Here is a 21,338-nt window from a genome sequence, read left to right on the forward strand (position 1 = left end):
GAGGCAGGATGAACGATCCGATCCTCGAGATGCGGGGAGTTTCAAAATCCTTCTTCGCCATCAAGGCGCTGCGCGCGGTCGACCTGACCGTCTATGCCGGCGAGATTCATGCCCTGATGGGCGAGAATGGCGCGGGCAAGTCGACCCTCATGAAAATCCTGTCGGGGGCCTACCGGCCCGATCCCGGCGGCGAGATCCGCATCGAGGGTAAGCCGGTGCGCATCGAAGGTCCGCTCGGCGGGCGGGCCGCGGGCATCTCGATCATCTATCAGGAGCTCTCTCTGGCTCCCAATCTGAGCGTCGCGGAGAATATTTATCTCGGCCGCGAGGTCTCCCGTTCGGGATTTCTGGCGCGCGGTGTCATGCGCGAGGGCGTCGGCCCGATCCTGGAGCGGTTGGGCGCGGACTTCCTGCCGTCGACGTTGGTGGCGCATCTCTCCATGGGGCAGCGCCAGCTCGTCGAGATCGCGCGTGCGCTGCACGCGCGCTCGAAAATCCTGATCATGGACGAGCCGACCACCGCGTTGTCGGCCGGCGAGAGCGAACGGCTGTTTGCGCTGATCCGGCAACTCCGCGCGGAGGGACTCGCCATCATCTACATCTCGCACCGCATGGACGAGGTCTATGCGCTCGGGGATCGCGTCACCGTGTTGCGCGACGGCCGCCTGGTCGGCTCGCTCGACAAGCAGGATATCCGCGCCGATGCCATCGTGCGCATGATGGTCGGGCGCGATGTCTCATCCTTCTATAAGAAGGATCACGATTCCGGGGCCGAGAGGGGGCACCCCGTGCTCACAGCCATCGACATGGCGGACGGGCAGCGCGTCAAAGGCTGCTCGTTCACTGTGCATGCGGGCGAGGTGGTGGGGCTTGCCGGCCTGATCGGCGCCGGTCGCACCGAGCTTGCGCATCTCATCATCGGCGCGGCTCCGAGAATTTCCGGCCGTCTCGAGCTTGAAGGCCGCCCGATCGAGATCCGCACCCCCGGCGAGGCGCTCGAGGCGGGCATCGCCTATTTGACCGAGGACAGGAAGGCACTCGGCCTGTTCCTCGACATGTCCTGTCTGGACAACATCAATCTCGCCGTGCTCGGACGCGATGCCAAGCTCGGCTGGCTCTTGGATCGCGACAAGGCGCGCGAGCGGGCCGACCGGGCCTTTGTGGGACTGAGCATCCGCGCCACCAATGTCGGTGTCCCCGCAGGGGGCCTGTCCGGCGGCAACCAGCAGAAGGTCCTGCTGTCGCGGCTTCTCGCCATCGCGCCAAAGGTCCTGATCCTCGACGAGCCGACGCGCGGTGTTGACGTCGGCGCCAAGTCCGAGATCTATTCGATCATCGACAATCTCGCCAAGGCCGGCACCGCGATCCTCGTCATCTCGTCCGATCTCCCGGAAATCATCGGCATCTGCGATCGGGTCATCGTGATGCGGTCGGGACTTGTCGCGGGCGAGGTCAGGCGAACCGAGGCGGCGCCGCTCGCTCAGGAAGACATCATGGCCCTCGCCACGGGAACGGAGCATCTCGATGCCTGACAACGGATCGACGCAGGCGAAGGCGGCCACCGCAAACGGCCTTGCCGCCGCCCAGGCGACGAAGCGCCAGCGCGTCAGGCTCCTGATCCGCGCCGCCGGCATGCTGCCGGTGCTGCTGCTATTGTGCGCCGGCTTTCATTATTTATCGGATGGCCGTTTCTTCACCGGACAGAATCTCGGCATCGTCCTGCAGCAGGCCGCGGTCAACACCGTGCTCGCCGCGGGCATGACCTTCGTCATCCTCACTGGCGGCATCGATCTCTCGGTCGGCTCGATCCTGGCGGCGTCCGCGATGGCCGGCCTGACGATGTCGAAATTGCCCGAGTTAGGTGCGCTGTGGCTGCCGGCCGCCGTTCTCACCGGCCTCGGCTTCGGCGTCGTCAATGGCGCGTTGATCGCTCTGCTGCGGCTGCCGCCCTTCATCGTCACGCTGGGCTCGCTCACCGCCGTGCGCGGCCTGGCGCGGCTGCTCGGCGCCGACACCACGGTGTTCAATCCGTCGATTCCCTATGCCTTCATCGGCAACGGCTCGCTGACGCTCATTCCCGGTGTGGCGTCGATCCCGTGGCTCTCGGTGATCGCTTTGCTCGTCATCCTCGTTTCGTGGCTGGTGCTGCGCCGAACCGTGCTCGGCGTGCACATCTATGCTGTCGGCGGCAATGAAAGCGCGGCGCGGCTTGCCGGCATCAAGGTCTGGGCCGTTCTGATCTTCGTCTATGGCGTGTCGGGGCTGCTGGCCGGGCTCGGGGGCGGCATGCAGGCGGCGCGGCTCTATGCGGCCAACGGCTTGCAGCTCGGACAGAGCTACGAGCTCGACGCCATCACCGCGGTGATCCTCGGCGGCACCTCGTTCGTCGGCGGCATCGGGTCGATCTGGGGGACGCTGGTCGGCGCGCTGATCATCGCCGTGCTCTCGAACGGCCTCATCCTCACCGGCGTTTCCGACATCTGGCAATATGTGATCAAGGGGCTGGTGATCATCGGCGCCGTCGCGCTGGATCGCTATCGGCTGCAAGGCTCGGCCAGAACTTGAAGGCTCCGCGAGAACCTAAGGGATCGGGGCGCGCTGCGAGATTCCGTTACGGCAACTGGTCTGCCGTGTCGGGGATGAGGACAGACCAGGGAGGAAGCCAATGTTGAAGATGACCACGCTCGCCGGCGCCGCGATGGCGCTTGCCCTGACCACCGCGCCGTCTTTCGCCAAGGAGCTCAAGTCGATCGGCGTCTCGCTGGGGTCGATGGGCAACCCGTTCTTCGTCGCCTTGTCGAAGGGCGCCGAGTTCGAGGCCAAGAAGACCAATCCCAATGTGAAGATCACCACCGTCGGCTTCGAATACGATCTCGGCAAGCAGGTCACCCAGATCGACAATTTCATCGCCGCCGGCGTCGATCTGATCCTGTTGAACCCCGGTGATCCCAAGGCGATCGGGCCTGCGATCAAGAAGGCGCAGGCGGCGGGTATCGTCGTCGTCGCGGTCGACACCGCGGCCGAAGGCGCCGATGCCACCGTGACCACCAACAACGTCCAGGCCGGCGAGATCTCCTGCCAGTACATCGTCGACAAGCTCGGGGGCAAGGGCGACGTCATTATCGAGAACGGACCGCAGGTCTCGGCCGTGATCGACCGCGTCACCGGCTGCAAGAACGTGCTCGCGAAGAATCCCGGGATCAAGGTGCTGTCGAGCGACCAGGACGGCAAGGGTTCGCGCGAGGGCGGCCTCACGGTCGCGCAGGGCTATCTGACGCGCTTTCCCAAGATCGACGCCATCTTCGCCATCAACGATCCGCAGGCGATCGGCACTGACCTTGCGGCGCGCCAGCAGAACCGCAGCGGCATCATCATCACCTCGGTCGATGGAGCTCCGGATATTGAGGCGGCGCTAAAAGATCCGGCGTCGCCGCAGATCCAGGCGTCTGCATCGCAGGATCCGTTCTTCATGGCGCGGCGGGCCGTGCAGATCGGCGTCGGCATTCTCAATGGGCAGAAGCCGGCCTCGACCGTCGAGTTGCTGCCGTCGAAGCTCGTGACCCGGGACAATATCAAGGATTACAAGGGCTGGACCTCGGACCGTTCGCAGTAGCCTTTGCAGTTTCGCGGGCTGCGGCCCATTTCGAGAGGGGCGTCCGGAAAACCCGTCCGGGCGCGCCTGTAAGGTTGACCCCAGCGACCGATATGTCAAAGAAGGGCGGGGTTTCGGCCGGAGCTGGAAGCCAGCGGACGTTTGCCCAGTTTGTCGACGAGATTTTGTCGAAGAGATCATGGCGAGCGATCTCGCTGAGGCCAATCGGGACATTGCAAAATGGTAAGCGCACCGTTTGAGCTGACGGGCAAGAGCGTCTACGTCGCCGGTCATCGCGGCATGGTTGGCAGCGCGCTGGTGCGACGGCTGGCGCGTGAGGACGTCAGCCTTGTGACCGTGGAGCGGCGCGAGGTCGACCTCTGCAACCAGGCCACAGTGTTCGACTGGTTCGCGCGCGTGCGGCCGCAGGTGATCTTTCTCGCCGCCGCCAAAGTCGGCGGGATCGTCGCCAACAACACGCTGCGCGCCGAGTTCATCTACGACAACATCGCGATCGCGACCAATTTGATCCACGCCGCCCACATCAACGGCGCCGAGAAGCTGATGTTCCTGGGCTCGTCCTGCATCTATCCGAAGCTGGCGCCACAGCCCTTGCGCGAGGATTCCGTGCTGACCGGCCCGCTGGAGCCGACCAACGAGCCCTATGCGATTGCCAAGATCGCCGGCATCAAGATGGCGGAGGCCTATCGCAGCCAGTATGGCTCTGACTTCATCAGCGTGATGCCGACCAATCTCTATGGCCCCGGCGACAATTATCATCCGGAGCTGAGCCATGTGGTCGCCGCGCTGATCCGGCGCTTTCATGAGGCAAAGGTTTCAGGCGCGAAGACCGTCGCAGTGTGGGGCACCGGCACGCCGCGGCGCGAGTTCCTCTATGTCGACGACATGGCCGATGCCTGCGTGCATTTGATGAAGACCTATTCCGGCGCGGAGCTGATCAACATCGGCACCGGCGAGGATATCGCCATCGCCGAGTTTGCGCGCGTCGTCGCCGAGATCGTCGGTTATCGCGGCGAGATCTCCTTCGACACCTCGCGCCCCGACGGCACGCCGCGCAAGCTGCTCGATATCGGCCGGCTGACGAAGCTTGGCTGGCGCGCCTCGACCTCGCTTCATGACGGCTTGAAGCGCGCCTATGCGGCGTATCAAGCAGGTCTGGTCGTGCCGGCGCAAGAGTAGGAACCATCGCCTCCAGCGCGAGTTGGCCGATCGGGTGGGCAAAACGTCACACGAGGCCAACCGTGCAAGACATCGTGCGCGTGCGCTCGACGGCGCAAATCGCGGGCCATCCGATTCATCCGATGCTGGTGCCCATCCCAATCACGTGCTTCATCGGGGCATTGCTGACCGACATCGCCTATCTCGTCACCGCCGAGATGATGTGGGCCGATTTTTCGGCCTGGCTTCTGGTGGTCGGCGTCATCTTTGGTGTGCTGGCCGCAATCGCCGGCCTGACCGATTTCCTTGGCAATCGCCTGGTGCGCGCGCAGGCGCCGGCCTGGCCGCATCTGATCGGCAACGCGGTGGCGCTGATCCTGGCGATCTTCAATGCGCTGATCCACACGCGTGATGCCTGGACCTCGGTGTGGCCGCTCGGTCTCATTCTGTCGGTGCTCACCGTCCTGATCCTGCCTGTGACCGGCTGGCTCGGCTGGGCCATGGTGTACCGCCACGGTGTAGGAGTTGCGCGATGATCTCTCTGCCTGCCCGCGCCTTGCTGTGCGCTTCGCTCCTGTGTCTCGCCGGCTGCAATGACGGCAGCGGCGATCCGAGGGCGCAGATCGGCGCCAATCCGAAGCTGCCCGACATCCAGCAATATCTGCTGCCGCCGATGCACATCGCCCGCATCGTCGGCTGGAAGAAGGGCGAGACGCCGACGGTCGCGCAGGGCCTGCAGGCCAAGGCGTTCGCCACCGGATTGCAGCATCCGCGCTCGCTCTACGTGCTGCCGAATGGCGACGTGCTGGTGGTGGAATCCAAGGCGCCGAAGGCCGCCGCGATCAAGCGGCCCAAGGAGATCGTGATGGGCTACGTCGAGTCCTGGGCGACCTCCGGCGGCGACACCGGCCAGAGCAATCGCATTACGCTACTGCGCGATACCAATGGTGATGGCGTGCCGGATACGCAGAGCGTCTTCCTCGATCACCTCAACTCGCCGTTCGGCGTCGCGCTGGTCGGCAACGATCTCTATGTCGCCAACACCGACGCGATCATGAAATACCCCTACACTGAAGGCGACACCAAGATCACCGCACCGGGTACGGTGCTGACACCATTGCCGGGCGGACCAATCGACCACCACTGGACCAAGAGTCTGGTCGCAAGCCCCGATGGCTCAAAACTCTTTGCCGGCGTCGGCTCCAACAGCAACATCACCGAGAATGGCATGGAGGCCGAGCACAACCGCGCCGACATCCTCGAGGTCGATCGCGCCAGCGGTCGCTGGCGCATCTTTGCCAGCGGTCTGCGCAACCCGAACGGCCTCAGCTTCGAGCCGCAGAGCGGCGCGCTGTGGACCGTCGTGAACGAGCGCGACGAGCTCGGTCCCGATCTCGTGCCTGACTACATGACGTCGGTGAAGGACGGCGCCTTCTACGGCTGGCCCTACAGCTATTACGGCCAGCACGTCGATCCCCGCGTCAAGCCGCAGCGGCCGGACCTCGTCGCCAAGGCGATCGTGCCCGATTACGCGCTGAGCTCGCATGTCGCGCCGCTCGGGCTGGCCTTCTCCAGTGGTAGCAGCCTGCCAGGCCCCTATCGCAGCGGCGCCTTCGTCGGTGAGCACGGCAGTTGGAACCGTCAGGTCTTGAACGGCTACAAGGTCGTCTATGTGCCATTTACCAACGGCAAGCCAAGCGGGCCGGCACAGGACGTCGTCACCGGCTTCCTCAACAGCGACAACCAGGCACGTGGCCGTCCCGTCGGCGTCGCCATCGACAAGACCGGCGCGCTGCTGGTCGCCGACGACAGCGGCAACACGGTATGGCGGGTGACGGCGGCGCAGCCGCAGGTCACGCAGCGATAGGAGTGGGATGATGGGCCTTGCCCAATACGCGATCGTACCGGTCCAGGACGAGTGGGGCGTGCTGCACGACGGCAACGTCCACGGCAAATACGCCACCAAGGAATCGGCGTTCGAGTCAGCGGTGGCCGCTGCCTCGCTGGCGCTGCGGCAGGGGCATGAGGTTCATGTCAGCGTGCCCGGTCGCGAGGAGGGCGAGACTGCGCTCGGCAGCTAGGCCGGCCACAGCCGGGCAGCCGTCATCAGACCAAGCCTTAGGGCGCCAACCGGGGTTGGATCGCGGCGAGCGGCCAGAGCGACCGCAGTCGACGTCAGGAGGGCTTGCGTGCCGCTTTGCGGGAATCACACGAAATCTTGACCGCGAAGCCGCGCGTTGATTGCTGCGGAAGTCTGACCGATTTTCGACATCACTGCCATGCACGCCGTCGCCGGGTCACGCTCGGCGCTTGCCAAGTCGGGAGGCGTTTTATAACGTTCGATCTAAATCGACCGGCGGCGAAGCGAGGCCGGTCGTCGGCCGCAAGCTCGAACGCTGCAGAGGAGCCACTGCAATGATCCGTTTTTACTTCCATCACACGCCCAACCCGATGAAGGTGGCGCTTCTGCTCGAGGAAGCCGCGATCCCCTATGAAGTCGTGCCCGTCGATACGCTCAAGGGCGAGCAGCACACGCCCGAGTTCAGGGCGATCAATCCGAACGGCAAGACGCCTGCGATCATCGACACGGAAGGGCTCGGCAAGGGGCCGGTGCGGGTGTTCGACAGCAACGCCATCCTGCTCTATCTCGCTGAGAAATCCGGCAAGCTGCTCGGCGACCCGGCCGACCGCGGCGAACTGCTGTCGTGGCTCATGTTCGTGGCGACCGGGCTCGGACCGTATTCGGGCCAATCGGTCCATTTCCGTCGCGCCGCGCCGGAGCAGATCCCATACGCCCAGAACCGCTACCTGCGGGAAGCGGAGCGGCACTACCAGGTGCTTGATCAGCACCTTGAAGGTCGCAGCTTCATCGTGGGCGACGGTTTCACGATCGCGGATGTGGCGGCGTGGGGCTGGGTCGACCGCTCGACCTTCGTGCTCGGCGAGGGGCGTCTGGGAGAGTTTCCGAACGTGGCGCGCTGGTTTGCCGGCGTGGATGGCCGTCCCGCCGTGGCACGCGCCCGTGCGATCGGCAAAAACCTCACCTTCAAGCGCGAGATGGACGAAGAGGCGCGCCGCAATCTGTTCCCGCAAAATTACGCCGCAGCCTGACCGCAGCGGATCCGATTGGAGCAAGTCGATATGAGCAATACACTGTCCGCACAGCTCGAGGAATTCCTGGCCGGCTGGATGCAGCGCGTCCCGGCGGAGCGCCGGGCTGTCATGGAGCGCCACATCGCACATCTATCCGATGTTGGCCTCGGCAAGCTCGCCAAGCAGGTTGGGGAGCGGGCGCCTCAGATCACCCTCCCGGGAGTCGATGGCAAGCCGTTCGATGTCGCGACCTTGCTGGCGAAAGGGCCGGTCATCGTGACATTCTACCGCGGCGGCTGGTGTCCTTATTGCAATCTCGAGCTGCGGGCCTACCAGAACCTCCTGCCGCAGATCAGCGCTGCCGGTGCGAGCCTTGTGGCGATCAGCCCCGAGAAGCCCGACGACAGCGTCACGACTGCTGAGAAGAACGCTCTGACATTTCCGGTGTTGAGCGATGTCGGCCAGATCGTCGGGAAGGCTTTTGGCCTCGTCTACACGTTCACTGACGAATTGAAGTGGGCTTATGGCGGGTTCGGTCTCGATATCCCGGCGAAGAATGGCGCACCGGACGAGTGGTCGCTTCCGCTCTCGGCGACTTATGTCATCGGCATGGACGGTGTGATCCTGTTCGCCGATACGGGAGTGGACTATCGCCGCCGGGCCGAGCCGCTGGAGGTCCTGGCCGTGCTACAGAGGCCTGCGCAAGCGGCCGAATAGGCGGTTTGCAGATCGCGGCCGAGTTGATTCCGCCGCGTGCAGGAGGAACACGATGACCGTCTTGCGAACCCCGGACGAACGATTCACCGATCTTCCGGGCTATCCGTTTCCGCCCAACTATCTCGAAGATCGGCCAGGTCTGCGCATGCACTATCTGGACGAAGGCGCGGCCGACGCTCCGGTCGCGCTGTGTCTGCATGGGCAGCCCACCTGGTCTTATCTCTATCGCAAGATGGTGCCGGCTTTCGTGGCCGCCGGCATGCGCGTGGTGGCGCCGGATTTCTTCGGCTTCGGCCGATCCGACAAGCCGGCGGAGGAGGCGACCTATACTTTCGACTTCCACCGCGCCTCCGTCATCTCCCTGATCGAAGCGCTTGACCTCAGGCGGATCACGCTCGTCTGTCAGGACTGGGGCGGGCTGATCGGCCTCACCATTCCGATGGATATGCAAGCCCGGTTCGAGCGGCTTCTGGTCATGAACACCACGCTCGGGACCGGCGACGTGCCGCTCGGCGAAGGCTTTCTGTCCTGGCGCGCATTCTCGAACAGCAAGCCCGACATGGACGTTGCGGCTCTGATGCATCGCGCGGTGCCGACGCTCGGCGACGCGGAGGCGGCGGCCTATGCAGCTCCGTACCCGGACATCCGATACAAGGCCGGTGTGCGACGGTTTCCGAACCTTGTGCCGGACCGTGCCGACGCGGACGGGGCGGCGCTGTCACGCCGGGCCCGCGACTTCTGGTCGAAGCAGTGGGCCGGCAAGAGCTTCATGGCCATCGGCATGAAGGATCCCGTTCTGGGGCCGCCGGCGATGCTGGCCTTGCGGGCAATCATCCGGAACTGTCCGCCGCCGCTCGAATTGGCGGATGCTGGTCACTTCACCCAGGAGGCGGGCGCAGTGATCGTCGAGGCGGCAATGACGAGCTTCGCGGGCTAGGCACTCAACGATGGCACGACCGAGAGAATTCGACGAGACGGCTGTCCTCGATGCCGCCGTCCAACGTTTCTGGTCGCAGGGATACGAGGCGACTTCGGTCCGTGATCTTGCCGAGAGCATGGGTATCACGGGCGCGAGCCTCTACAATGCGTTCGGGGACAAGCGATCGCTCTACAGGCGGTCGCTGGATCACTATGTCAGCATGAGCTTCGGCGATCGCGTGCGGCGCTTCGAGAATGAGCTCCCGCCGTTCGATGCACTGAAGGCCTTCTTCGAGGAGATCGTCGAGCGGTCGCTTGCGGACAAGGAGCGCAAGGGGTGCATGCTGGTGAATTCGGCGCTCGAACTTGCGCCGCATGACAAGGAATTCGGGCAGGTGGTGGCCCGTGTGCTTGGCGACGTCGAGGCTTTCTTCCGGCGTTGTGTCGAGAGAGGGCAATTGTCGGGGACAATCACGAGCGCCCAGACGGCCGAGGATCTGGCGCGCCTGCTGCTCAGTGTTCTCCTCGGTATCCGCGTGCTGGCGCGTTCGCGCCCCAAGCGTGACTTGCTCGAGGGAGCGGTCCGTCCGGTGTTCATGTTTCTGTCGGTGAAGGAGTGAGCCGCGCCTGAAGCCAGCGGGCGGCCGCTCTGCGGCCAGCGCCGCCATGCCATTCGGAACCGATATGCCTGCGGGCTTGAGTCTCCGGCTAAAACATAGGCTCACAGGCGTGTTCTGCGCCTGCCGGGCAGGCGACGGCTGGAATGCGGTTCTTGAAATCTGACAGCAGGCTCATCGGCGTCCTGCTGGTGCTGGCAATTACCCAACTCATTGGATGGGGGACGATCGGCCTCCCGGCCGTGGTCGGGCGCGACCTTGCGGCCGATCTCGGCCTCAGCCTGCCGGCGGTGTTTGCGGGCAGTTCGGTGCTTTATGTCACCATGGGCTTATGCGCGCCCTGGCTCGCCAAGGCCTTTGCGCGGCACGGTGCCCGCAAGGTGATGATGGCGGGCACAGTCGTTGCCGTACCGGGCTACATCGTTCTGTTCTTCGCCCGTGAGCCGATGCTCTATTTCACCGGCTGGATCATTCTCGGCATGGGCGGCAGCGCCACCCTGTCGACCGGCGCCTACATCATGCTCAATGAGGTCGCCGGGAGGGAGTCCAAGAATGCCATCGGTGCGCTGATGCTGGTGACCGGGCTGTCGAGCAGCATCTTCTGGCCGACCACCTCGTTCCTGAGCGGTCATCTCGGCTGGCGCGGGACGTGTCTCGTTTATGCGGCCATGTTGATGCTGATCTCGCTGCCGCTTTACGCATTCTGCGCGCCGCGTCGGAGTTTGCCGAAGGAGGAGGGCGGCGCGGCGGCGATGGACTCCGAAGCGCCTGCGATTTCCAAAAGCACGTTCAACCTCGTCGTCTGTGCGATTACCCTCAATGCCTTCGTCAATTTTGGCCTCAGCGCCGTCCTGATCGAGTTGTTGCGGGCAGAGGGGCTGACGCCGGCGCAGGCGATTGCGTTCGGCTCCATGCTCGGCGTGATCCAGGTCAGCGCGCGCGGTCTCGACTTCCTCGGCGGTGGCCGATGGGACGGCATCACGACCGGGCTCGTCGCCGGCACGGCGCTTCCCGTCGCGATGCTGCTGCTGATGCTGAGCGAGGGCGCGACCTGGGCGGTCGCGGTCTTCATCCTGCTCTATGGCGCGGGCAGCGGCGCGATGGCGGTGGCGCGGGCGACGATCCCGCTGGTTTTCTACGACCAGGCCGAGTTCGCCAAGGCGATGTCGATGATCGCGCTGCCGCTCAATCTGGCCTCCGCGATCTCGCCGCCGCTTCTGGCCGGCTTGCTCACCCAGTTCGGCAGCCGCGGCGCACTTGGCCTGACCCTGGCTTTTTCCTGCGCGACGGTGCTGATCCTGGTGCTGCTCGGGCGGCGTCGGCCGCAGGTGGTTGCTGCCGGGGCAGGCTGAGGCGTTCTTCGCGGCACGGAATTCGCCGTTGCGGAGCAGCTTCCGCTGCCGGCCAGGGGATGGTCGTATGCCCCCAGTGCAGTGCTCGAGGCCCGAAAATGGTGTATCCGCAGGGAGCGCGGCCCGCGATCTCGCCGCCGCGCCAATATCCAGTTCCCCGGAGGAAATCGACATGTCGGCCCTGCCGCTCTCAGGCATCAAGATCCTTGACCTCACGCGCGTGCTCGCCGGGCCCTTGTCGGCCCAGATGCTGGGCGATCTCGGCGCCGACGTGATCAAGATCGAGCGGCCGGGCACCGGCGATGACGCACGCGCCTTCGGCCCGCCGTACCTGACCGATCCCGAGGGCAAGGCCAACAACAACAATTCGTTCTATCTCTGCGCCAACCGCAACAAGAGGTCGGTCACCGTCAACATCGCCAAGCCCGAGGGGCAGGCGATCATCCGCGAGCTTGCGAAGGACGTCGACGTCTTCATGGAGAACTACAAGGTCGGCGATCTCAAGCGCTACGGCCTCGACTACGAGACCATCAAGGCGATCAATCCTAGGATCATCTATTGCTCGGTGACCGGCTTCGGCCAGACCGGCCCGTATGCACCGCGCGCCGGTTATGATGCGATCCTGCAGGCGATGGGCGGCCTGATGAGCGTCACCGGCCACATCGACGGCGAGCCCGGCGAGGGGCCGATGAAGGTTGGCCCGTCGATCGTCGACTACATGACCGGCATGAATACCTCGATCGGGCTTTTGTCGGCACTCTACCATCGCGACATTAATGGCGGCGTCGGGCAGCACCTCGACGTCTGTCTGTTCGACACCGTGATCGCCTCGCTCAGCCACTGGCTCCAGATCTATCTCGTCAACGGCAAGACGCCGCCGCGCCGCGGCACCTGGGGCAATGGCGGCATGCCGGCCGGCGTGTTCCGCTGCACCGACGGCGAGCTGATGCTGGTGGTCGGCAATGACGGCCAGTTCCAGCGCACCTGCGCCGTGCTTGGCGAGCCCGAGCTCGCCAACGACAAACGCTTCATCAAGAACAACGACCGCGTCGTGCATGGCAAGGAGATCATGGCGATCTTCGCCGGCCTGTTCCTTAAAAAACCGGTGGCCTATTGGCTGGATAGGCTCGAGGAGGCCGGCGTGCCGTCAGGTCCGATCAACAATTTCGAACAGGTGTTCAGCGATCCGCACGTCCAGTCGCGCGGCATGCGGGTGAAGGTCGACCATCCCTTCGACCCCGATCTGTCGCTGATCCGCAACGCGCTCACCTTCTCGGAGACCCCGATCAAGACTTACCGCGCTCCGCCGCTGTTAGGCGAGCACACCCAGGAGGTGCTCGGCGGCAAGCTCGGCTATGATGCGGACAAGATCGAGACGCTGAAGAAGCAGGGGATTATCTGATTTCATGACCGGCAAGACTATCATCACCTGCGCGATCACGGGCAACCTGACGAAACCCGAGCAGTCGCCGTATCTGCCCATCACGCCCGAGCAGATCGCGACATCGGCGCTGGAAGCCGCCGAAGCAGGCGCCGCCATCGCCCACATCCATGTGCGCGATCCCGCGACCGGGCGACCCTCGATGTCGGTCGACCTCTATCGCGATGTCGTCGAGCGCATCCGCGCGCGGAACAAGAGCCTGGTCATCAACCTCACCACCGGCCCCGGCGGGCGCTTCGTGCCCTCGATCGAGGATCCGCGCGTCGCCGGCCCCGGCACCACGCTGCTCCAACCCGAGAAGCGCGTCGAGCATATCGAGCAGTTGAAGCCCGACATCTGCACGCTCGACCTCAACACCATGAATTCCGGCAGCGAGGTCGTGATCAACACGCCGCGCAACGTCCGCATCATGGCGGACCGGATGAAGGCGGCCGGCGTGCTGCCGGAGATCGAGCTGTTCGATTCCGGCGACTGCCATCTCGCGCGCGACTTGCTCGCCGACGGCGCGCTGAAAGGGCCTGGCTTGTTCTCGCTCGTGCTCGGCGTCAAATACGGCTTCTCTGCGACGCCGGAAACGATGTTCTACGCGCGCAGCCTGCTGCCGCCGGGCGCGATCTGGTCCGGCTTCGGCATCGGCCGCGCCGAATTCCCGATGGTGGCGCAGGCGTATCTGCTCGGCGGCCACGTCCGCGTCGGTATGGAGGACAATCTTTATATGTCGAAGGGCGTGCTGGCGAAGACCAATGCCGAGCTGGTCGCGCATGCCGCGTCCATTCTGAACAGTCTGGGGGCGAGCGTCGCGACTGCGACGGAGGCGCGCGCGATGCTCGGGCTTGGCTGATCGCGTTGAACGATTAGTGACGGAAGCATGACGATCGCGCGGCCTTGTGCGAGGCTTGCACGCAATCCCCAGATAAACCCGGTCCGTACTCACACAGGCTTCCGCTTCGGCCGCGACTCAGATTCGATCTCTCCCACTGGGTTCGGGAGGGAAGTGCATGTCCTACACGATCGGGTTCCAAGCGAAGAACCAGAAGGCAATTCTGGCGACCGAGGCTGCGACGGCCAACCAGGCTGTCGCCATCATTGCCGCACTGCGGCAAAGTGCCGAAGAGATCAAGTTCATCCGCTCGCCGCAGGAAGGCGACATGGGCATCGAGATGCTGCTCCTGCTCGCCAAGGAAGAGGCCGAGGAGATGCCGCAGCGGGCGTAATCCCGCGGCCACACTTCGATCAGAAGCGAAACATGCCGGCTGCCTAACAATGTAGTCAGGCCCCAGTCTCGCTTGAACCGAAGGTAGCCGCCCATGAAACGCGAAGCGCTTCGCGTCGAACCGATCTCGTCCTTTCTCGATCGCGTGAAGGCGCCGACCTCGCCGGTGACGCGCGCCGGCAACATGATCTTCGTCGCTGGCCTCCCGCCATTCGACCCGAAGACGGGCGAACTTGCGGAAATGCCGATCGAGCGGCAGAGCGAGATCATCATGGAGCAGATGAAGCTGTGCCTGGAGACGGCCGGCGCATCGCTGGACAACGTCATGAAGTGCAACGTCTATTGCACCTCGACCAAGCACTTCGCCGCGTTCAACGCGGTCTATGCAAGATACTTCCCGGTCGATCCGCCGGCGCGGATTTTCGTTTGCACGCCGGAATGGTTCGGCCCCTTCGACGTCGAGATCGATTGCATAGCGATGATGTGAGACACTAGACTAGCGCACCAGCGCGCGCGGCTTTGTCTCCGTCCGTCCCGCCGTCAGCGCCATCGTCGACACGCTGACGACGCGCGCAACCACGTCTTCGACGTCGTCGAGATCGCATTTGCCTTCCGACAGCTTCGTCAGCCGCTCGCTCTCGCGGATGGTGTGGTGCGCCATCGCCAGTGCAAAGTTGAGGCCCCAGTAGATCTCGACATCGCTGCGGTCGGGGAGGGACCTGCGCATCGCGCCGGCGAATTTCCGCAGATGGTCGATCTCGCGGTTCTTGATGCGACGGATCGGCGGCACGGATTCGATGGAGGCGCGGATCATGAAGCGCGCCGCGGTCGAGCGCTGGTTCTCGGGGCCGAGGCAACCGCGCAGGGTCGGGCCGACCAGCGCGCGCAAGATCACCTCGATCGGCGCACGGCCGCCGCCGTCTTCCTCTGCTGCTTTCAATTCGCGCAAGCGCTCGCGGTTGGTTGCGATCGAGCGGGTGACAAATAATTCCGCGATCAGCTCGTCCTTCGAGCCGAAATGATAGTTCACCGCGGCCAAATTGACATTGGCCTCCGCGACGATGTCGCGCAGCGTGACATCGCCGAAGCCGCGATCGGCATAGAGCCGTTCGGCGGCGGCGAGAATGGCAGACCTTGTGTGATCGCTGGCCATGAAAGTCCCCTCGGGGAGGGAGTTGCATTTCAAACACTTGTATGAAACTATCGTTTGAAGGTCGGAAAAGTCAATCCGCAATCGAGACTCGTTCGCAACTCGCGAACCGGTTCGGGAGGCACACCAGCGCACGCATTCGCGCTTGCGGGCCGCGCATTGCGGGAGGACAGTCCGGCGCAAAACAGCTTTGCAAAGAGAGACCGAGGAGCGTCCCATGGATTTCGATCTGTCCCCCAAGCAGAAGGAATGGCTCGACCGCGTGCAGTCCTTCATGGCCAAGCACGTGCGCCCGGCGGTGCCGATCTATGACGAGCAGGATCACAGCGGCGAGCGCTGGAAGGTCATTCCGATCCTGGAAGACCTGAAGAAGAAGGCCAAGGCCGAAGGTCTCTGGAACATGTTCATGCCGCCGAACGAGCATGAAGATGATGAATTCCGCGGCGCGGGCTTGACCAATCTCGAATACGCGCTGCTGTCGGAACAGATGGGCCACATCACCTGGGCCTCGGAAGTGTTCAACTGTTCCGCGCCCGACACCGGCAACATGGAAGTGTTCATGCGCTATGGCTCCAAGGAGCAGAAGCGCAAATGGCTGCGCCCGCTGATGGACGGCGAGATCCGCTCCGCCTTCCTGATGACGGAACCTGCGGTGGCGTCGTCGGACGCCACCAACATCGAGACCAGCATCAAGCGCGACGGCGACCACTACGTCATCAACGGCCGCAAATGGTGGTCGTCCGGCGTCGGCGATCCCCGCTGCAAGATCGCGATCCTGATGGGCAAGACCGATTTCAACGCGGCCAAGCATCAGCAGCAATCCCAGATCCTGGTTCCGCTCGACACACCAGGCATCAAGGTCGAGAAGATGCTCCCCGTGTTCGGCTTCGACGACGCGCCGCACGGCCACGCCCAGGTGCTGCTCGAGAACGTGCGCGTGCCGAAAGAGAACATCCTGTTAGGGGAGGGCCGCGGCTTCGAGATCGCGCAGGGCCGCCTGGGGCCTGGCCGTATTCACCACTGCATGCGCACCATCGGCAAGGCCGAGGAAGCGCTGGAGAAGATGGTGAAGCGGCTCTCTTCGCGCACCGCCTTCGGCAAGAGGATCGTCGAGCACAGCGTGTGGGAGCAGCGCATCGGCGAGGCCCGCACCAACATCGAGATGACGCGTCTGCTCTGCCTCAAGGCCGCCGACATGATGGACAAGGTCGGCAACAAGACCGCGCAGGCCGAGATCGCCATGATCAAGGTCGCAGCACCCAACATGGCGCTGAAGATCATCGACGAGGCGATCCAGGCGTTCGGCGGCGCCGGCGTGTCGGACGAAGCTGGTCTTGCCAAGGACTACGCCCACATTCGGACTCTCCGTCTCGCCGACGGTCCGGACGAGGTGCACAATCGCGCCATTGCAAGGCTCGAAGTTCGGAAGTATGCCAATTCTCCCAAGCATTAAGAACGGGGAGGGCTTCGTGGCGCTCCCTTCAAGAAATTCAAGGGAGCGTCACCGTGGCTGACGGCGTCAGGAAAGACGAAGAGTTCTCGGGCACCAAGCCTGTCGAGGAGCGTCATCGCATCGACGAGATGCGGCTCGAGGCCTGGATGCGCGACAACGTCGAGGGCTATGAGGGTCCGCTGGTCGTCCTCCAGTTCAAGGGCGGGCAGTCCAATCCGACCTATCGCCTGAACACGCCGAACCGCTCCTACGTGATGCGCCGAAAACCGTTCGGCAAATTGCTGCCGTCGGCGCATGCGGTCGATCGCGAATATCGCGTCATCGCGGCGCTTGGAAAGCAGGGCTTTCCGGTCGCGCATGCCTATGCGCTGTGCCAGGACGACAGCATCATCGGCGCCGCCTTCTACATCATGTCGATGGAGGAGGGCCGCGTGTTCTGGGATCCGACCCTGCCGAGCCAGGACAACGATGCGCGCCGAAAGATATTCACCAGCAAGATCGAGACGCTGGCAAAACTCCACATGTACGATCCCGTCGCGATCGGTCTCGGCGAGTTCGGCAAGCCCGGCAATTATTTCGCGCGCCAGATCGACCGCTGGACCAAGCAGTATCGGGCGTCCGAAACCCAGCACATTCCAGAGTTCGAGAAGGTCGCCGAATGGCTGCCCAAGACCGTGCCGGAGCAGGCGCGCGTCTCGATCGTCCATGGCGACTATCGCCTCGACAACATGATTTTCCACGCGACGGAACCGCGCGTTCAGGCCGTGCTCGATTGGGAGCTGTCGACACTCGGCGATCCCATGGCCGACTTCACCTATCTGCTGATGCAGTGGGTCATGCCGGGCCTCGACGGCGCCGACCTCAAGGCGCTCAACATCCCGAGCGTGGAAGAGGCCGCACAGATCTATTGCAGCGTCACCAGGATGACGGTGCCCGATCTCAACTGGTATTTTGCCTACAATCTGTTCCGCCTCGCCGGCATCACCCAGGGCATCGCCGGCCGCGTCCGCGACGGCACCGCTGCGAATGCCAAGGCGCTGGAGTCCGCCAAGCGCACCGTGCCGTTGTCGAAGGCGTCATGGGACTACGCGCAGAAGGCGGGAGCGGTTTAGGAGAGAGGCGCGGCTGATGGCTGCGCCTTTCTTCTTTCGGAGCACCTCACTCGTGTCCCGGACGCGGTGCAGCACGCAGTGCTGCTCCGCAGAGCCGGGACCCAGTCATGTCGCCAAGGTATTCAGCTCATCCGAGAGGTCGCGCCAATCCGGATTGAGTCCTTCGATTAACTTGAGCTTCCAAGCACGGCGCCAGCGCTTCAGCGAATGTTCGCGCGAGCGAGCTTCGAGTATCGACTCGAAGGTTTCGAAATAAACCAGCAGAGTTACGTCGTATTGCTTCGTGAAGCCGGGCACGAGCTTGGCCTTGTGCGCGCTCAGCCGGCGGGCAAGGTCGTTCGTTAACCCGATGTAGAGAGTGCCGTTTCGTTTGCTTGCCAGGATGTAAACGAAGAAGGACATAGCCGTGCAACCAGCGCAATGGCAATGCCATCTAAGGTAGCATATTTCGATATTGTCGCCAAGCGTTCTGGGTCCCGGCTCTGCGGAGCGTCACTTCGTGCCGCACCGCGTCCGGGACACGCACCGACCGCTATTCCTGGTTTGACAGCGCGCCACTTGACCCTATCTCCTCCGGACCATTCGCCCTCATCCAGCCTCCTGCACTGATACGCCTTCGGAGCCGCTCTCATGATCGATCACGCGACCCTGATCACCTACGTCCTCATCGTGCTCGGCTTCGTTTTCATTCCGGGACCGGCGACTTTGCTCACCGTGGCGCGGGCGGCAAGCTCGGGAGCGCGGGTCGGCATCGCAACGGGCGCAGGAATTGCGGTAGGCGACATGATCCACACCAGCATGGCGATCGCCGGCCTGTCGGCGATCATCGCGACGTCGGCACTCCTGTTCAGCGTCGTCAAGTATGCGGGCGCCGGTTTCCTGATCTATCTCGGCATTCGCGCCATGCTCGACAAGGCGCCGATCGAGCTGAACGGCGGCGCGCCCGCCATCAGCGCGGACCGCGCCTTCCGGCAGGCTGTTCTGACCGAAGTACTCAATCCGAAGACCGCGCTGTTCTTCCTTGCCTTCCTGCCGCAATTCGTGCGGCCGGAGCACGGTTCGATCGCAGCTCAACTTGCGATACTCGGCCTTGTCTTCGTGTTGCTCGGCCTTCTCAGCACCGTTGTATTCGCCGTCGGCGCCGGCCGTCTCGGCAATCTCCTGCGTCGCCATCCGGCCGTCGTGAAGTGGCAGGGCAAGGTGGTCGGGACCATCTATTGCGCCGTCGGCGTCCGGCTGGCGTTGCAGGAGCGCTGAGGCGCAGTGCGCTCTCGTAGCCCGGATCTGTAGGGCGGATTGGCGCAGCGTAATCCGCCGTTCACACGATGCGAGAGAAGTGGCGGATTACGTCGGCGGACTGCGCTTCGCGCAGCCGCTCGCCAATCCGCCCTACGTTCTCAATTCTTCGCGCAGTGCGCGATCAATTTCTCCACGAACTCCGCGCATTTCTCCAGCTCCGCCATCTCCACGAACTCATCCGGCGTATGCGCCTGGGCGATCGATCCCGGGCCGATCACCACCGAGGGGATATCCGCCATGCTGGCAAACAGGCTCGCTTCGGTGCCGAAGGCGACCTTGGCGTGGTCGTTGCGGCCGGCGAGCTGCTTTGCCAGCGTGACGATGGCGGCGTCGGCCGCGGTGTCGAGCGCGGGATAGTCGAGGATCTCCTCGAAATCGATGCCGCACTCCGGGTGTCTTGTCTTCATCGCCGGCTCGAGCTCGGCCTTGGCCCAGGCGACGATCGCATCCGTGACCTCCCTGGACTCGGTGATACCGATGCCTCGGCATTCGAAGTCCACCGTGCAAATATCCGGCACGATGTTGAGCGCCGCGCCGCCATGCACGATGCTGGTGAGCAGCGTCGAGTGCGGGACATCGTAGAGGCTGTTGCGCTCGGCCTGGCTTGCGAGCTTCACCGCGCGGCGGCGGATCTCGGTGATCAGCTCGGCGGCGTATTCGATGGCGTTGACGCCGTCAGGCGCGATCGAGGAGTGGCGGGCGAGACCTTTGAACGTCGCGCGCACGCCGTGCTTGCCCTTGTGGCCGATGATGACCTTCATCTCGGTCGGCTCGCCGATGAAGGCGCCGAGCGGTCTGACCTTTTTTTTGGCCACTTCGGCGAGCATCGGCCGCACGCCGACGCAGCCGATCTCCTCGTCATAGGAGATCGCGAGATGGATCGGCGTGGAGAGCTTCGCCTCCAGCATCTCCGGCACCATCGCGAGGCATACCGCGACAAAGCCCTTCATATCGGTGGTGCCGCGGCCGTAGAGCTTGCCGTCGCGCTCGACCAGCTTGAACGGGTCGTGGCTCCAGTCCTGGCCTACGACCGGCACCACGTCGGTATGGCCGGACAGCACGAGGCCAGGGCGATCCTCCGGCCCGATCGTCACCCAGAGCGACGCCTTCTTGCCGGTCTCGTCGGTGATGCGCTCGCCCTTGACGCCGAGGAAGGCGAGATAGCTCTCGATGTGAGCGATCAGAGGCAGGTTGGTGCGATCGCTGATCGTGTCGAAACCGATGAGGTTGGCAAGCATGTTGCGGATGCGATCGGGTCTTGAACTCGGGAAGATCGGGTTGGGCATTGTCACGTTCTTGTCAGGAGATTGCGGAGGCTGAACCGCTTGCACGGATCATACCAATGTGGTGACCGATCAGGCAAATCGACACCATAGGCCCGTTGCCCGGATGGAGCACAGCGCAATCCGGGACCTCCGCATCCGCGCGAGTACCCCCGGATTACGCTTCGCTCCATCCGGGCTACGAGCCCTTGCGTTGCCCGACAGGCAAAACACCCAAACCGTCGGTCAATGGGCGGTCACAAAGATATTCCACTTTACCGAAATTCGGAAACGGCGTATGTTTCGCTCACTCCGGCCCAAGGAAGAGGGGCGTATCGCGATCGTCACGAACGCGGGCCGGGCGGCGGTGGACGTGGATCACCTCGGCGCGAAGGGTTTTGCAGGGCGGGCAACCGTGAGCGAAGCCGTCGCGCGCACGACCGGTGTGATCGGCGTACGGGGAAATCGTGTGGTCCTGGCGCCCGGAGCCTGTGCGCCAAGTCTTGTGGTGATGCGTGCCGTCCAACCCGACATGCGCATCAGTCATCCGCAAGGCGACGGGGGCAATAGTGCATCGCTCCCCGGGGAGATCACGACATAAGCCGTTCCAACCATCCGCGCAGGGAAGGCCGGGATGTCTCCGGCTGCCCTGTTACCCGCTGTGCAGTGTAGCGCAATCTACTCATGGCATGGCGGTCAATGGGAGCCAGCCGGCTCCCGGCCTTCCCTGCGCCCTTTTTCAATTGAGGGTGAGGCGACCACGCAGAGCTCGGGCGAATGAGCCGCGAGAGGGCGAAGGTGTGTCTGCAATGATGTTTGATGCAGTTGCGCACACTATTTCGCCACCGTCGTCCCGGCGAAGGCCGGGACCCATAACCACAGCAACCATTAAGTATGGCGTCCCGATAGCCTTGAGGCTGACGCCGCGCGCCGCGGCCGT

The 21,338-nt window shown here is 63.9% G+C and carries 23 protein-coding genes; 20 read left to right on the forward strand and 3 right to left on the reverse strand.

Features of this window, described 5'->3' with window-relative positions; genetic code table 11:
* Nucleotides 1-8: 8 nt before the first annotated feature.
* From JJE66_RS34015 to JJE66_RS34090, 16 genes are all read left to right on the forward strand, one after another.
* Nucleotides 9-1,532 (forward strand): sugar ABC transporter ATP-binding protein, encoded by a 1,524-nt coding sequence (locus tag JJE66_RS34015; protein ID WP_200520131.1) that lies wholly within the window; start codon nucleotides 9-11, stop codon nucleotides 1,530-1,532.
* A complete protein-coding gene (locus JJE66_RS34020) occupies nucleotides 1,525-2,565 on the forward strand; it encodes an ABC transporter permease subunit (protein ID WP_200520132.1) in 1,041 nt (346 codons plus the stop codon). Before JJE66_RS34015 ends, JJE66_RS34020 begins: the two co-directional genes overlap by 8 nt.
* A gap of 100 nt (nucleotides 2,566-2,665) precedes the next feature.
* A complete protein-coding gene (locus JJE66_RS34025; protein ID WP_200520133.1) occupies nucleotides 2,666-3,613 on the forward strand; it encodes an ABC transporter substrate-binding protein in 948 nt (315 codons plus the stop codon).
* 219 nt (nucleotides 3,614-3,832) lie between these two features.
* Nucleotides 3,833-4,792 carry a GDP-L-fucose synthase gene (locus JJE66_RS34030; protein ID WP_200520134.1) on the forward strand — a complete coding sequence of 320 codons (960 nt, stop codon included), beginning with the start codon at nucleotides 3,833-3,835 and terminating at the stop codon, nucleotides 4,790-4,792.
* A 62-nt stretch (nucleotides 4,793-4,854) separates the two neighbouring features.
* Complete coding sequence (locus tag JJE66_RS34035) at nucleotides 4,855-5,307, forward strand: DUF2231 domain-containing protein (protein ID WP_200520135.1); 453 nt, start codon at nucleotides 4,855-4,857, stop codon at nucleotides 5,305-5,307.
* Nucleotides 5,304-6,638: a sorbosone dehydrogenase family protein gene (locus tag JJE66_RS34040; protein WP_200520136.1), complete on the forward strand. Its 1,335-nt coding sequence runs from the start codon at nucleotides 5,304-5,306 to the stop codon at nucleotides 6,636-6,638. Before JJE66_RS34035 ends, JJE66_RS34040 begins: the two co-directional genes overlap by 4 nt.
* Before the next feature lie 10 nt (nucleotides 6,639-6,648).
* Nucleotides 6,649-6,852 (forward strand): hypothetical protein, encoded by a 204-nt coding sequence (locus JJE66_RS34045; RefSeq protein WP_200520137.1) that lies wholly within the window; start codon nucleotides 6,649-6,651, stop codon nucleotides 6,850-6,852.
* A gap of 334 nt (nucleotides 6,853-7,186) precedes the next feature.
* On the forward strand, nucleotides 7,187-7,882 hold the full coding sequence (locus tag JJE66_RS34050) for a glutathione S-transferase family protein (RefSeq protein WP_200520138.1): 696 nt from the start codon (nucleotides 7,187-7,189) through the stop codon (nucleotides 7,880-7,882).
* A 30-nt stretch (nucleotides 7,883-7,912) separates the two neighbouring features.
* Nucleotides 7,913-8,581: a peroxiredoxin-like family protein gene (locus JJE66_RS34055; protein WP_200520139.1), complete on the forward strand. Its 669-nt coding sequence runs from the start codon at nucleotides 7,913-7,915 to the stop codon at nucleotides 8,579-8,581.
* Nucleotides 8,582-8,633: 52 nt separating this feature from the next.
* Complete coding sequence (locus JJE66_RS34060; RefSeq protein WP_200520140.1) at nucleotides 8,634-9,518, forward strand: haloalkane dehalogenase; 885 nt, start codon at nucleotides 8,634-8,636, stop codon at nucleotides 9,516-9,518.
* A gap of 10 nt (nucleotides 9,519-9,528) precedes the next feature.
* Nucleotides 9,529-10,119 (forward strand): TetR/AcrR family transcriptional regulator, encoded by a 591-nt coding sequence (locus JJE66_RS34065; RefSeq protein WP_200520141.1) that lies wholly within the window; start codon nucleotides 9,529-9,531, stop codon nucleotides 10,117-10,119.
* A 143-nt stretch (nucleotides 10,120-10,262) separates the two neighbouring features.
* Nucleotides 10,263-11,468 carry an MFS transporter gene (locus JJE66_RS34070; RefSeq protein WP_200520142.1) on the forward strand — a complete coding sequence of 402 codons (1,206 nt, stop codon included), beginning with the start codon at nucleotides 10,263-10,265 and terminating at the stop codon, nucleotides 11,466-11,468.
* Between the two features lie 172 nt (nucleotides 11,469-11,640).
* The gene (locus tag JJE66_RS34075) at nucleotides 11,641-12,870 is read left to right on the forward strand and encodes a CaiB/BaiF CoA-transferase family protein (RefSeq protein ID WP_200520143.1); all 1,230 of its coding nucleotides are present in this window, start codon (nucleotides 11,641-11,643) and stop codon (nucleotides 12,868-12,870) included.
* 4 nt (nucleotides 12,871-12,874) lie between these two features.
* Complete coding sequence (locus JJE66_RS34080; protein ID WP_200520144.1) at nucleotides 12,875-13,750, forward strand: 3-keto-5-aminohexanoate cleavage protein; 876 nt, start codon at nucleotides 12,875-12,877, stop codon at nucleotides 13,748-13,750.
* 157 nt (nucleotides 13,751-13,907) lie between these two features.
* The gene (locus JJE66_RS34085) at nucleotides 13,908-14,123 is read left to right on the forward strand and encodes a hypothetical protein (RefSeq protein WP_045008240.1); all 216 of its coding nucleotides are present in this window, start codon (nucleotides 13,908-13,910) and stop codon (nucleotides 14,121-14,123) included.
* Between the two features lie 93 nt (nucleotides 14,124-14,216).
* The gene (locus JJE66_RS34090) at nucleotides 14,217-14,609 is read left to right on the forward strand and encodes a RidA family protein (protein WP_200520145.1); all 393 of its coding nucleotides are present in this window, start codon (nucleotides 14,217-14,219) and stop codon (nucleotides 14,607-14,609) included.
* A 9-nt stretch (nucleotides 14,610-14,618) separates the two neighbouring features.
* Here JJE66_RS34090 and JJE66_RS34095 read toward each other — a convergent pair whose 3' ends face one another.
* Nucleotides 14,619-15,275 (reverse strand): TetR/AcrR family transcriptional regulator, encoded by a 657-nt coding sequence (locus JJE66_RS34095; protein ID WP_200520146.1) that lies wholly within the window; start codon nucleotides 15,273-15,275, stop codon nucleotides 14,619-14,621.
* A 214-nt stretch (nucleotides 15,276-15,489) separates the two neighbouring features.
* Here JJE66_RS34095 and JJE66_RS34100 point away from each other — a divergent pair, with 214 nt between their 5' ends.
* Both JJE66_RS34100 and JJE66_RS34105 read left to right on the forward strand, forming a co-directional pair.
* Nucleotides 15,490-16,725: an acyl-CoA dehydrogenase family protein gene (locus JJE66_RS34100; RefSeq protein WP_200520147.1), complete on the forward strand. Its 1,236-nt coding sequence runs from the start codon at nucleotides 15,490-15,492 to the stop codon at nucleotides 16,723-16,725.
* A gap of 53 nt (nucleotides 16,726-16,778) precedes the next feature.
* On the forward strand, nucleotides 16,779-17,837 hold the full coding sequence (locus JJE66_RS34105; RefSeq protein ID WP_200520148.1) for a phosphotransferase family protein: 1,059 nt from the start codon (nucleotides 16,779-16,781) through the stop codon (nucleotides 17,835-17,837).
* A gap of 105 nt (nucleotides 17,838-17,942) precedes the next feature.
* On the opposite strand, the gene JJE66_RS34110 is transcribed toward JJE66_RS34105, so the two are convergent.
* A complete protein-coding gene (locus JJE66_RS34110; RefSeq protein WP_200520149.1) occupies nucleotides 17,943-18,239 on the reverse strand; it encodes a GIY-YIG nuclease family protein in 297 nt (98 codons plus the stop codon).
* A 228-nt stretch (nucleotides 18,240-18,467) separates the two neighbouring features.
* Between JJE66_RS34110 and JJE66_RS34115 the strand changes: the two genes are divergently transcribed.
* Nucleotides 18,468-19,094 carry a LysE family translocator gene (locus tag JJE66_RS34115; RefSeq protein ID WP_200520150.1) on the forward strand — a complete coding sequence of 209 codons (627 nt, stop codon included), beginning with the start codon at nucleotides 18,468-18,470 and terminating at the stop codon, nucleotides 19,092-19,094.
* A 140-nt stretch (nucleotides 19,095-19,234) separates the two neighbouring features.
* Here JJE66_RS34115 and argE read toward each other — a convergent pair whose 3' ends face one another.
* Nucleotides 19,235-20,422, reverse strand: coding sequence for an acetylornithine deacetylase (gene argE, locus JJE66_RS34120; RefSeq protein ID WP_200520151.1), 1,188 nt, complete (start codon nucleotides 20,420-20,422; stop codon nucleotides 19,235-19,237).
* A 274-nt stretch (nucleotides 20,423-20,696) separates the two neighbouring features.
* Between argE and JJE66_RS37785 the strand changes: the two genes are divergently transcribed.
* The gene (locus tag JJE66_RS37785; RefSeq protein ID WP_246756756.1) at nucleotides 20,697-20,999 is read left to right on the forward strand and encodes a hypothetical protein; all 303 of its coding nucleotides are present in this window, start codon (nucleotides 20,697-20,699) and stop codon (nucleotides 20,997-20,999) included.
* Nucleotides 21,000-21,338 lie beyond the last annotated feature (339 nt).

The sequence above is a fragment of the Bradyrhizobium diazoefficiens genome, from assembly GCF_016612535.1.
GTDB classification, from domain to species: Bacteria; Pseudomonadota; Alphaproteobacteria; order Rhizobiales; family Xanthobacteraceae; genus Bradyrhizobium; species Bradyrhizobium diazoefficiens_C.